Source organism: Sphingomonas gei (genome assembly GCF_004792685.1).
In the GTDB taxonomy this organism is placed as follows: Bacteria; Pseudomonadota; Alphaproteobacteria; order Sphingomonadales; family Sphingomonadaceae; genus Sphingomonas; species Sphingomonas gei.
In genome coordinates, this window is the sequence record NZ_SRXT01000001.1 from 751,967 (window position 1) to 764,830 (window position 12,864).

Consider the following 12,864-nt stretch of genomic DNA (forward strand, 5'->3'; position numbering starts at 1 on the left):
ACGGCGTCTTAGGCAGCGGTGACCGGGTCATCGCTGTCGGAGAAGCCGGCGGAGCGCTTGCTGGTCGATCTTGGAACCGTGGCGTCGATCCATCGGCATGGCAGGTATCGGCACGATCCGCGCGACGCCGAGCGCCTGACCCGCTGCAGCCCAGGTCGCGCGCATCGCCGGGTCGCCTTCGATAGCGAGAACCGCTTCGCCTGCCAGCTCGGCCAACGCCGCGCGGCGTACGCCTTGCCAGAGCCGAGCGGGCGCCTCGACCTCGAAGGGCCAAAGCCCGCCGGCGCGCGCATCCAGCCGCCCGCGCAGCCAGAGCCGGCCCTGCTCATCGAACCGGCCCGCGTCACCGGTGCGATGCCAGATCGTCCCGTCGGCATCCTGACTCTTGGTCGACGGATCCTGCGCGGAGTCGAGATAGCCCGAGACGACATGGCCGCCGGCGACCACGATCTCGTCGCGCAGGATCCGAACGCGCGCGGCTTCCGCCGGTCGCCCGGCGAGGAGTCCCCCGCCCGTGCGCATTCTGGTCCAATCGTCGTCGGTGACGTCGTCGGCATCGCAATGCGCGATCGGCTCGGCCTCGGTGGAGCCGTAGACCGAGACCATCCGGATCGTCGGCACTCGCGCCCGGACTTGCGCGATCAGGTCGGGGAACACCGGGCCGCCCCCGATGAACAGCGTATGCGCGCCTCTGGGCAACCGGGTCGACGCCAAGGCCTCGGCGATGGCCGGGCTCAGCAACAATCGCGTGACTCCATGCCGCTCGGCATGCGCCGCGATCGCCGCCCCCTTTGCGCGCCCCGGTACGCGAAGCGGCCAATTGGGGAGGACCGACGTTATCCCCTGCCCAAGATTGGCGACGACGAAGACGGGGAACGCGACGAGGTCGATCTCGGCCCTGCCCCCGGTGGCGATCAGCGGGGCGACGGCGCGATCCTGCGCCCGCAGGAAGCCGTGGCTCCGCACGATCGCCTTGGGCGCGCCGGTCGAGCCGCTGGTGAAGGAAATCAGCGCCGGCGCGTCCGGATCCCGATCGGCAATCGGATGCGTGCCGCCGGCCGCCTGCAAGCGCAGCCGCAACGGCACGCGCCGCAGCGCCGGCACCAGCAGCGGCAACAAGCGATAGAGCCCCGATGCGAGCACCGCCCGCGGCGCCGCCGCCGCCACGGCATGGCGCAATCCGAACAGCCCCAGCGCCGGTTCGGGCAATATCGCCGCCGCGCCGATCCGCCACAGCGCCGCCAGCGCAGCGTAGAGGTCGGCGTTCAACGGCAGCGCCAGCAGCACGCGGTCGCCCGACCGCAGGCCCTGGCGATGCCACGCCGCCGCCAGTGCCGCGGCGCGTGCGTCGAGCGCCGCGTAGCTGGTCGGGCGGCCGTGCGCATCGACGATCGCGATGCGCTCCGGATGGGCCGCAACCTGCGCGGCAAACGCTTCGAGGATGTTCATTCGGCGCGGCGGCCGAACAAGCCGTAGCGGCGAAACACCGAGCCCGCGTGCCGCGCGCTGCGTTCGCGCGAGACATTGTCGACATGCATCAGCGCGTGGACGACGTGCGCATAGCCAAGCTCGCGCGCCCGCTCGTGGAAGCTGTGCGCCAACAAATGCCCGACCCCGGGCTTGCGGCTGGCATAGGTCTTGAGGATCGCCGTATCGGGCGCGCTTCCTTGCGCGACATCGGGCAGTCCGAACAGAAACCCGGCCATTTCGCCGCTGCCATCGAACGCGAACAGCACCAGCCGCGGGTCGATCATCGCGAGCAGCGGCCGATACAGAGCGAGGAAATCGTCGCGCTCGATCGGCTTGAAGAACAATTTGTCGGCAAAGGCGCCGCCGGCAAGCTCGAACAGCCGGTCGAGCAATGCCTCGGCGCCCTGCCCGTCCCAGCCCTGCACCTGTACCCCCGGCACTTTGGGAGAGTCGCTCGCCACCAAAGGCACCGGCGCCCGAGCGGAGACGTACTCGCTCACGCCTTCGAAGCCCGCCGCCCGGAGCGCCGCCACGTCATGCGGCCCGGACACCGGCTCGAGAGCAAAGCCAGGCGAACCGTCGCTCTCGGTGACCGCGCGGTAGCTGTGCCAGGTGTCGCCGTCCATCGGGGCGAGGACCGCCTTGCGGCCGCCGGAAAACAGTCGCTCGCAGGCAAGGCGCAGAACCGCCTCCCCCGACGCAGCATCGTCGAAGTGCAGCTTGCCGATCGCGCCCGCGATGGTGCCGCCCCACAGCGGACCGTCGGGCCAGACGCGGCAGCGCGCACCCGGGATCGCAATATCGAATTCGCTCATCGAGTCACCGCCTGTGCAAGATAGGCCGTCATCGGCACGACGCTGGCAAGCGCCGCCAGCCGCGGGGCGCGCCACCGCTCGGTCCAGCCACGTCGCGCCAGCAGCGCAACGGCGACCAGGGCGAGCGATCCCGCCGCGATCCAGGGCAGCCATATCACCCAACGCGCATATGCCGGTCCGACTGCGACGAGTGCCAGATAGAGGCCGAGCACGATCGCGAATGCCGGCATGGTCCAACGCCACTCGCATTGCGCGGCAATCAGCAGATAGCCTAGCAGGACGCCGGCCAGCCCGAGATTGTACAGGTTGATCGCCGTCGGTCCGACGCTCTCCCCAACGAAATACCAGATCAGCCCCGTGGCGCAGAGCGTCGCGATGAAGTCGAGGTCGCCGTGCGGACTGCGGCACGGCCGGCGACGCCGCGCAACCAGGTGCGCCGCGATTACCAGCAGCGGCAGCACGGTGCCGTAGAGCCCGCCGACGCCGATGAAGAAGAAGATCGCGATCACGAAGGCGCGGCTGGCGTGAACGCTCAGCCCCAGCCGCGGTGTCAGCAATGCGATCGCCAGCATGCTCGCGAAGAAGATCGCGGCCAGTCCGATCAGCACCGTCGGGGACGCACCGAGATAGCCGGCGAGGAAGAAATGCACGCAGACCGGTACGAACAGATTGTCGAGCCCGCGCCACGATACGGCTTCCACCACGGCTCCGAACGCGGCGATCGTCACGCCCAGCACGACGACGTTGGGCCGCGGGACATCGGTGAGCAGCAACAGCATCACCATTGCCAGGATCCAGGTGACGGCGAAGAAGGCGATCACCCCCTCCCAGCTCTTGACGCCGTCCTCGACTGCGAAACGCCTGCGGCCATAGCTGCTGCCGGTCAGTGCCGCAGCGGCATCCGAGAGGGCGATCACCGCGATCGGCAGCGCATAGAGAATATAGCTGCTTCCGGCGTGGAGGAAGACGAAGCCGATCGCGAGCGCGAGCCAGATGTCGCCGGCCGACTTGCGCTCGACCGAGTGGATCGCCGCGCCAAGCCCCGCGGCGCGCGAGGCGGGCGTGCGCAGGAACAACATCAGCCCGAGCGCGACGAGCAGCAGCACTACGACCGGCCAGCGTGCGTCGAACAGCAAGGGCAATGCGAGCGCATAGATCCCGATCGCGACATGCACCGATTTGCGCTGGACTTCCGCGCTCCAGCCGAACCGCTGGCCGAGCTTCCGCACCAGCGCGATCATGCCCATCAAAGCGGCGAGCGAAGCCGCGAGGATCGCAAGCGAAAGCGCGATGCTCACCGCACATCCTCGACGACGAAGCGGCTGTAGAAGAAGGCCTTGTCGCGCGCGCCGAGCGGCGCTGCAATATCAGGTCTGGGGACGATCCGGTCGGCAAAGCACGCGGGCGCACTGCGCGGGACCATCATGTTCCAATAGACCAGCCGCGCGCCAGGCCTGGAGGCGGCGAGGATCCCGGCATAGGTCTCTTCGAACGCCGCGGGCGACATATATTCGAAGATGTCGGAGAGGTTCCAGCCATCGGCTTGGAGCCCGCCTGCGGCCATATCCTCGATCGTCCCTTCTACGACAATGAGCCGGTCAATGCGCGCGGCGATCGTAGCGTGGTGCTCGGGGCGGAACGCAAGCGGCAGGACCGGGCCGTGATTGCCGGTCATGATCCAGCGCAAATACGGGTTGGCGACCGGGTCGTTGGCGACGAACGCATGTTCGATGCGCCGCGCGACGTGATCCGACGCGCTGCCTTCGACATGATCGAAAAATGCCGGGTCGCGGCCCAGCGCGCCCATTGCCGTACGCGAGAAGAAGCCCTTGAGCAGCCAGCGCCAGCGCCGGTTGTTCCACCGCGCAAGGAATGTCGCGCGCTCGACTTCGCTGCGCGGCTCGAAGATCGCGTCGATCGTGCGACGCGAATGGACGAGCGGCAGCAGATATTTGCGGAAAATGCGGAAATAGCGCTCGAACTTGCCGATCGCACCCGCCCCGTAGCGCACGACTTGATCGCGCAACGGCGTCCAGAATCCCGCAGTCACCGGATCGCACGCCGCCAGCACGCGATCGAGCAACGCCCCGCGCCGATCCGACCGGCTGAACCCGAGCAGTTCGAGCAGTTCCGGATGGCTGAGCAATGGCCAGGCCGCGATGCGCAGCCGCACGCAGGCGACCTGTGCCGCCGAAAGATCGACGGCCACCACCTGCGCCGGGTCGCACAGCAGCATCGCCAGCGCATTGTCGCCGGCCGATCCGATCGACACCAGGGTCCCGCCGGGGCGCTGCCCGATCGCCTGGCACAGGATGTCGGCATCTTCCCACAATTGGGCGTAGCGGATCGCTTCGAATGCCGCCTTGCCGGTGATCTCGGTGCTCATGCCGCGTTTCGCCGCACGAGCCCGCTCGCACCGTCGACTTCGATCGTCTCGCCATCCTCGATCCACTGCGTCGCATTGCTCAGCCCGACGACGCACGGAATGCCGAGTTCGCGCGCGACGATCGCCGAATGCGAGAGCAGGCTGCCGCGCTCGACGACGATCGCCGAGGCGCTGGCGAAGAGCGCGATCCAGCCCGGATCAGTGTGCCGCGCGACGAGGATCTCGCCCGACGCGATATGCTGGGTGCGCGGGTCGCGAACCACACGCGCGACCGCGGTTACGCGCCCGGCCGAGCAGCCGGTGCCGCGCCGCTCGCTGCCTTGCTCAGCGGCGATCGGAACGGTGCCGATATGCGTCGCGGTGAACGCCGCGCCCTGAACCAGAATGCGCTCGTGCGGGTCGTGGCTCGCCGCCGCCCTTGCCATCTCGGCGCGGCGCACCTCGGCAAGCCCGGCCAGGTTGCCACTGGTGGCAAAGCCTTCGATCGTCCCGAGCACTTCGTGAATGGTCAGCAGGAATATGTCGCGCGGGTCCGCGATCAGCCCATGCGCGTGGAACTGCCGCCCGACGGCGAGCAGCAGCCGCCGTGCCCGGCCGAAGATCCGCGTGCGTTCGTAGCGAAGATTCTCGCGGTCGCGGACGCGCGCCTTTGCCCAACGGAGCATCACGCGCGCTAGCCGCCGCTTGACGGGCTTGCCGCGCAGCGCCGCATCGAGCCGCGCCAGCGGATCGGCATTGCGCACCGGCGCCGGCGACCGGCTATAAGCGGCCGCACCGATCGCTGCGTGGAGCGAGCGCGGGTCCTCGTCGAGCGTGACGCTTTCGAGCTTGAGCTCTTCGGTGCAACGGTCGCCGAATTCGGCGATATAGGCGGCGATCGGCTCGGCGAGCGCGCTGGCGGCGATCGCGGCGCGGTCGTCGCGCTCCAGCGCTGCGGTCAGCGCCGGGTCGGCAGCGGCAATGCCCCCCATCGCGCGGATCATCTGCGCCGGGCGCGCCGAGATGATGTCGCCCTGCCCGATCAGCACGTCGTTCTGAATCTCGAGCCCGTCGGCGCCGAGCCATTTCTCGAGCATCCGCCGCGACGCGCCGAACGCGATCATGCACAGGAAGTCGTTGACGATCGGCGCGTCCCAGCGATCGAGCAGGTCGCTTTCGATCCGGCGATATTCGGCCGCCAGCGCCGTCAGCGGCATCGTCCGCAGCCGCTCGGGCGTGGTCGCGGCGAGCGCACGGTCGAGACGCGCCCGGAAGTCGCGCGCCGTGCGCGGGAGCTTCCACGCCGCGCGCACCAGCCCCAGCGCCACGCCGGCGATGCGCAGATATTCGCGCACCTTTCCGAGGCCATGCGCAGGAGCGCCGCCGATCCCGGCCATCACTGCGTCGGGCAAGGGCGCGCCGACCCCCATCATCGTTTCCATATAGCGCCGGTTGAGCGCGTATCCTGGCAGCAGAGCGAGCGCACGATACCAATTGCCGAGATTGTAATAGACTCGACCATTGACCCGGACGAGCATGTTCTCGAACACCGTGCGGTTCTGGCGCACCGTCTCCTGCGACACGCCCAGCAAGGCGACGAACGCCATGTACACGCGGGCATAGGCATAGCTGGCGAACGAGAAGGTCAGCGGCGAGACGATGCCGGGATAGCTCTCTACGATGTTCGAATTGTCGAATACCGCGAGCCCGGGATCGTCGATCGGCGCATCGCGCAGCGGCGAGGTGATCGGCCGGGCCTGGAGCAAGTGGAGCCGCCCCTCGGCAAAGGCCCATTCGATATCCTGCGCGCAGCCGAACGCCTGCTCCACCCGCCGGACCAGCGCCGTCACTGCGGCGATCTGATCGAGGGTCAGCGCGACGTCGCCCGAGCTTTCGATCACGTCGCCATTCGCGGCGTCGATCCACCAGGTTGCGCCGTCGATCTCGCCGGCGACGAGACGGTCCCCGAGCCCCTCGGTGGCCGACACGATGATGCGGTCGCGGCGCCCGCTGACCGGATCGGCCGAGAAGGCGACCCCGGCAAACGCCGCGGGCACCATCACCTGGACGATCGCAGCGGGGCGCTCCCCGCCCGCCAGCCCGCGTTCGGCGCGATAGGCCGCGACGCCCTGCGCCTCGTCCGAAGCGAACACCCGCGCGATCGCATCGGCGACATCGCCGCGCGCGACGTTGAGGATCGATTCGAACTGGCCGGCATGGCTGTGCGCCACGCCGTCCTCCTGCACGCCCGAGGAGCGCACTGCGAACGGGCCCTCGCCCAGCTCGGCCAATGCAGTGTCGAGTTCGGCTTCATCCGGGGTATCGGTCGCCACGAAGAAACGCGGCACGTCGAAACCCTCGGACACCAGCCGCCCGAGCGCGCGCGCCTTGCCCCCCGCCGCTGGCGTCCCCGCCGCTTCGTGCATTGCCACGATCATCGCGTCAGCATCCCTGCAAACGGCGCCAGCCCCGCCGCGGCGTAGCAGGCGAACACCCATAGACCCGCGGCGGTATCGGCCGCTGCCTGCCGCGCGGGGCTCGGCTGTGCGCGGTAGCGCAGCCCCGCCCGGATGGTGAACCACGCCGCCACCGCCCCGACCGCCCCGGTCGCCAGCGGCGCGCCGGTCGCGAAGCCGACGCCGCCGAGCAGCGCCAGCGCGACGAGGACGAAGCCGATCCACAACCCCGCCGCCCGCGCCGGGCCGAGCAGCGCGCTATAGGTCTCGACGCCGTGGCGCTCGTTCTCGCGCGCCCAGAGCTTGCGGCCGATTTCCAGCACGCAGCCATTGGCGAAGCTCAGCAGCAGGAACAGCACGAGTCCGCCCGGCGCGGGTCCGCGGGGAAGCCATTCGAAGCCGGTCACCAGCAAGTCGATCGCCGGCATGATCAGCATGTGCGACGCCATATAGACGAACGGCCGCCGCCGCAGCCACGCAGGCGCGAAGAACTCGAACGCCATCAGCAGCATCCAGCCCCACACGATCCCCAGCAGCACCAGCAGCCGCGGATCGACTGCCCAGCACGCTGCGATCGCCACCGGCACCGTCGCCAGCCCGAGCCCGACGATCAGCCGCAAGGTCACCAGCCCGCGCGGGATCGGGCGCTCGGGGCGATAGCGGCGGTCATCGTCGCCATCCTTGATCTCGTCGAGCACGCGCAGCTGGAAGAAGAAAGACAGGGTCACCACGAACGCCGCGGCATAATGGAACCACGGCGCCGGCGGGCGCCCGGCGAGATGCGCCGAGACGCTGACGCTGGCGGCGGAAAAGATCAGCACGAGCAGGCTGGTCCGCATCAGCGGAAAGCGCTCGCGCTGATAGAGGTTGAGCCGGGCGAGCACGCCCAGTCCGGCTTCGCTCATGTCCGCGTCCGCGCCAGGCTGTGATGCGCGCGGGTGAAGTCGCCCGCGGCGATCGCCGCCATGATCGAGATCTCGCCGGCGAGGCACAGGCTCGCGACCACTTCGGCAAGCGCCGCCGCCTTGCCGGTGCCCGCCAGCCCCATCAGCTCGAGCGCCGCGCGCTGTGCCGGCAGCCCGGTCCCGCCGCCGACCGAGCCGACCAGCAGGTTGGGCAAGGTCACCGACATGAACAGCCCATCGTCGCGGCGCTCCATCCGCGTGAACCCCACTGCCGATTCGGCGACGCACGCGGCATCCTGTCCCGTCGCGATGTAGAAAGCCGCGAGCCCATTGGCATAATGCCCCTGCGCGCCGATCTGCCCCGACAGCATCGCGCCCAATTGGGCGACGCGGGCATAATCGAGCATCCGATCCACGCCGACGTGCAGGCAGCGCCGGACCAGTGCCTCGGGGATCAACACGCTGGCGGAGACCTTGCGCCCGCGCCCGGTGATCAGCCCGAGATAGCTCGCTTTCTTGTCGCCCGAGAAATTGCCTTCGATGAACCAGGCGCGCGGCTGGACCGGACAGCCTTCGAGCACTGCGCGGCACAAGGCGTCGGTGGCGATCGTCACCATGTTTTGCCCCGCCGCATCGCCGGTGGTGTAGCGGCAGACGAGGAACACCGTGTCGTTGTCGATGAACGGATCGATCGCCTCGAGCTTGCCGTGGCGCGTCGTCGCCTCCGCCGCCACGCGCAGGCGTCCGGCATTGGCGGCCGCCCAGCCGACGAAGGTTCCCGCCTCGACCATGTCGGCGAACAGGAACGCCGGCGAGCGCAGCACGCCCTCGGAAAGCATCGCCGCCGAAGCGCCGCCTGCGCGGGTGATCAGGTGGGCGCCACGGGCATAGGACGCGACGAGTGCCGCCTCGGTGGTCGCCAGCGGGACGAGATAGTCGCCCTGCGCGTGGAGCCCGTTCACGCGAAGCGGCCCGACCACGCCGACCGGCAGCTTCACCGTGCCGATCATGTTCTCGATATTGGCGGCATAGGCCGGCAGCGTGGCGATGGTGTGCGGATCGGCAAGCTGGTCGCGGCCGGCCGGATCGCGGCTCTCCCACCACGCCGCGATCCGACCTGCGTCGGCCTCGCGCTCGACGCGGAAGCGCGGCGGGGCCGGCTCGGTGCGCGGCGCGAGCCGGGCGCGAACCGCAGTAGCCGCCGACACGCCGCCGAGACGTTCGAGCACGCGAAGTATTCGTTCGGAAAAAATGACGATCCCCCGATTCCCCGCGCCGGCCTCTAGCGAGTGTATATGGATGCGAGGTGCATGGAAGGGGTCACTGCGCCGGGACCAGATCGAACAGGTCGGGGCCGGTGCCCGCCGGCCGCGCCGGCGCGCGCTCGCCCGCCATCGCCGTCATCGTGACGTAATCGAGCTTGCCCGTGCCGAGCACCGGCAGCGCATCGAGGACGCGGATATCGCGCGGGATCGCGAGTTCGGCGACGCCATTGGCCTTGCCCCAGGCCTGGAGCGCGCCGGCCTTCGCGTCCTTGCGTGTAGTGAACAGCACCAGTTGCTCGCCCTTGCGCGGGTCGGCGCGCGTGACGACGGCATGATCGTCCTCGGGCCACACCGCCGCGGCATAGCCTTCGACTGCGGGCAGCGAGACCATCTCGCCGCCGATCTTGGCGAAGCGCTTGGCGCGGCCGCGGATCGTGACGAACTCCTGCGCGTCGATCGTGACGATGTCGCCGGTATCGTGCCAGCCCTCGTGCGGCGGCTGGAGAATGCCCGGCGCATCGGCCTTCATATAGCCCGCCATGATGTTCGGCCCACGGATCGACAGCTTGCCGCCCTCGGCGATGCCGGGCACCGGATCGACCCGCGCCTCGACCCCCGGCAGCAGCCGGCCGACGCTGCCCGCCTGGAAATGCATCGGGGTGTTGACTGCGATCACGGGCGACGCCTCGGTCGCGCCATAGCCTTCGAAGATGCGCACGCCGAACTTCTCGCCCCACAGCTTGCGCGTCTCGTCGCGGACGCGCTCGGCCCCGGCGAAGACGTAGCGCACCGAATAGAAATCGTAGCTGTGCCCCATCCGGGCATAGCCGGCGAGGAAGGTATCGGTGCCGAACAGGATCGTCGCATTGGCGTCGTAGGCGAGCGCAGGGACGATCCGGTAATGGAGCGGGTTCGGGTAGAGGAAGGTGCGGATCCCGCTCAGGATCGGCAGCAGGGTGCCGCCGGTCAGCCCGAAGCTGTGGAACACCGGCAGCGCGTTGAGCACGAGATCCGACGAATTGAAATCGATCCGCGCCGAGAGCTGCTGGCAATTGCTCAGCAGGTTGCGATGGGTGAGCACCACCCCCTTGGGCAGTCCCTCGCTGCCGCTGGTGAACAGGATCACGGCAGGGCTATCTGGTGAAACGCCGCGGCGCCGGTGGAGCCGCCCGGCCCAGCGTGCCGCGACCAATGCGCGCAGCTTGGCGATGCCGCCGATCCCGGCCGCCAAATCCTCCAGATAGACGATCCGCCGCCCCTCGCTTTCGAGCCCCTCGACGATCGGCTCGAGCTTGCCCTGGGTGACGAAGGCGCGCGCAGTGACGATCGTGCCCACCTCCGCCGCCAGGCACGCCGCCTTCAGATTGGCGAGCCCCGCGGTATAGTTGAGCATCGCCGGCACCCGCCCGATCCGCTGCAGCGCGAAGAAGGTGGCGATCACGCCTGCGACGTTGGGAAGCAGCACGCCGACCGCCTCGCCCTGCCGCGTGACCGGATCGAACGCGCGGCCGAGCGCCATGCTGCCGATCACGAGCTTCTTGTAGCTCATCGGCTCGCGCTTGACGTCCTCGACCACCTTGGTGCCGCCGCCATGCACGTCCTTGGCGTCGAGCAACGCCTGGAACAGGGTCCTACCGGTGTTCGACGTCGCGAAGATCATCGCGCTCATCTCGTCATAGAGCCGCCGCCCGGCGATCGCGCGGCGCTGGCGCGCGGGCATCGTCCCGGTGATCGCGAAGCGGCGCGGCGGCAATACGGTCAGCGTGACCTTCGGGAACATCCGCACGCGGACCTTGCCGCGAAGCTTTGAGAAGGACGAATATTGCGCACCATCGATGCGCACCGGGATGATCGGCGCATCGGCCTTGTCGGCGACCATGCCCGGCCCGTCGAATACCTTCATCAGCGCGCCGGTGACGGTGATCCGGCCCTCGGGAAAGATCACCAGCGTGTTGCCCGCCTTGACGGCCTTTACCATCGCCTTGGTCGACATCGGATTGGTCGGATCGACCGGGAAGGCGCGGAACAGCTTGAGCGCGGGCTTGATCCACCAGCTCGCCATCACCGCGGTATGGACCGCGAATACCGGCTTGCCGGGCAGGAACACTGCGAGCAGGAGCCCGTCAAGCCACGAGACGTGGTTGACCACCACCACTGCGCGTTCGCCGGGCTGCGGCATGTTCTCGCCGCCATGGACCTCGACTCGGTAGAGCAATTGCAATGCCGTGCGGATCAGCCGCTTGATCAGCGTCTCGGGCAGCAGCCAGCACGACACCAAAGCCACTGCCAGCGTCGAGAACCCCATCAGCGCAATCACCGCGGGGACCGAGACACCGCTCGCCGCCATGCCCGCGACGATCACCATCACCACCACTGCGACGATCGCATTGACGATATTGTTCGCGGCGATGATCCGCGAGCGCTCGGCGACGGGGCTGTTGGTCTGGAGCAATGCGTAGAGCGGCACGATGAACATGCCGCCGGAGAATGCCAGCACCGCGAGGTCCGCCAGCACCCGCCAGCTGCCTGGCGACTGGACGAAACCGCCTATGCCGGCGCCGCGCACCGTGATCACATAGCCGCGCGTCGCCAGCCACAGATCGATCATCGCCGCCGCCATCAGCAAAGCGGCGGCGGGAACGAAGCGCGCGGAAACCTGCCCCTTGAGCAATTTGTTGACGGCGATCGATCCGATCGCGATCGCGACCGAGAAGACCAAAAGGAACAAGGTGACCACGGGCTGGCCGGCGCCCAGCGTGTCGGACACCAACGGCGCGAAATCGTTGAGCAGCACCGCGCCGACCGCGAAGAACCAGCTGATCCCGAGGATGCACAGCCAGACGTCGCGGCCGTCATGCGCGGTCTTGAGCACCTGCCACGTCGAGCGCAGCGGATTGGGATCGACGCGCAGCCCCGGGCTGGCCGGTGGTGCCGGCGGAACGAACAGGCTCGCGATCAGTCCGCCCACGGAGAGCAAGGTCGCGATCAGCCCCGCCTCCCATGGCGGGACGAAGCTCGGCAGCAATTGGCCGCCGAGGATCGCGAGAAAGGTGCCCGCCTCGATCAAGCCGGTGCCGCCCATGATCTCATGGGGCCCGAGATGCTGGGGCAGGATCGAATATTTGACCGGGCCGAAGATCGTCGAATGACAGCCCATCAGGAACAGCGCCAGAAGCAGCAGCGGCACCGACTGCAGCGACAGCCCGGCAAGCCCCACCCCCATGAACACGACTTCGGCCGCCTTGATGACGCGCATCAGCTTCGCTTTGTCCCACGCGTCGGCGATCTGCCCGGCGAGCGCGGAGAACAGGAAATAAGGGACGAAGAACACGCCGGTGGCGATCGCCGCCAGCATCGCCGAGCGGCCCGGATCGCTCGCGTACAGCGTGAAGTTGACGAGGAACAGCATCGCATATTTGAGCGCGTTGTCGTTGAACGCCCCGAGGAACTGGACGACGAACAACGGCCCGAAGCGACGTTTCGAAAGCAGCGAGAAATCAGGTGCGGACATCGAAACCCCCGGAATGTCGCCGGACGTTAGAGTCGATTTGTGACCTATCGGTCAACGACACCCGGAGGGATTAGCGA

The 12,864-nt window shown here is 68.6% G+C and carries 8 protein-coding genes; all 8 read right to left on the minus strand.

The window, feature by feature from the left end; all coding sequences use genetic code 11:
* Nucleotides 1–27 precede the first annotated feature (27 nt).
* The 8 genes from E5A73_RS03385 to E5A73_RS03420 all read right to left on the minus strand — a co-directional run bounded on the left by E5A73_RS03385 (nt 28) and on the right by E5A73_RS03420 (nt 12,787).
* Complete coding sequence (locus tag E5A73_RS03385) at nt 28–1,449, minus strand: AMP-binding protein (RefSeq protein ID WP_135962353.1); 1,422 nt, start codon at nt 1,447–1,449, stop codon at nt 28–30.
* Complete coding sequence (locus tag E5A73_RS03390) at nt 1,446–2,285, minus strand: hypothetical protein (RefSeq protein ID WP_135962354.1); 840 nt, start codon at nt 2,283–2,285, stop codon at nt 1,446–1,448. The genes E5A73_RS03385 and E5A73_RS03390 overlap by 4 nt, the downstream gene beginning before the upstream one ends.
* A complete protein-coding gene (locus tag E5A73_RS03395) occupies nt 2,282–3,583 on the minus strand; it encodes a diacylglycerol/polyprenol kinase family protein (protein ID WP_135962355.1) in 1,302 nt (433 codons plus the stop codon). Before E5A73_RS03395 ends, E5A73_RS03390 begins: the two co-directional genes overlap by 4 nt.
* A complete protein-coding gene (locus tag E5A73_RS03400; RefSeq protein ID WP_135962356.1) occupies nt 3,580–4,671 on the minus strand; it encodes a BtaA family protein in 1,092 nt (363 codons plus the stop codon). The genes E5A73_RS03395 and E5A73_RS03400 overlap by 4 nt, the downstream gene beginning before the upstream one ends.
* Complete coding sequence (locus E5A73_RS03405; RefSeq protein ID WP_168355786.1) at nt 4,668–7,088, minus strand: PEP/pyruvate-binding domain-containing protein; 2,421 nt, start codon at nt 7,086–7,088, stop codon at nt 4,668–4,670. Before E5A73_RS03405 ends, E5A73_RS03400 begins: the two co-directional genes overlap by 4 nt.
* Entirely contained in the window at nt 7,085–8,011 is a 927-nt protein-coding gene (locus tag E5A73_RS03410; protein ID WP_135962358.1) for a UbiA family prenyltransferase, read from the minus strand. Before E5A73_RS03410 ends, E5A73_RS03405 begins: the two co-directional genes overlap by 4 nt.
* Nucleotides 8,008–9,240: a hydroxymethylglutaryl-CoA reductase gene (locus tag E5A73_RS03415; protein WP_206366364.1), complete on the minus strand. Its 1,233-nt coding sequence runs from the start codon at nt 9,238–9,240 to the stop codon at nt 8,008–8,010. Before E5A73_RS03415 ends, E5A73_RS03410 begins: the two co-directional genes overlap by 4 nt.
* 91 nt (nt 9,241–9,331) lie before the next feature.
* Nucleotides 9,332–12,787 carry an acyl-[ACP]--phospholipid O-acyltransferase gene (locus tag E5A73_RS03420; RefSeq protein ID WP_240699990.1) on the minus strand — a complete coding sequence of 1,152 codons (3,456 nt, stop codon included), beginning with the start codon at nt 12,785–12,787 and terminating at the stop codon, nt 9,332–9,334.
* Nucleotides 12,788–12,864 lie beyond the last annotated feature (77 nt).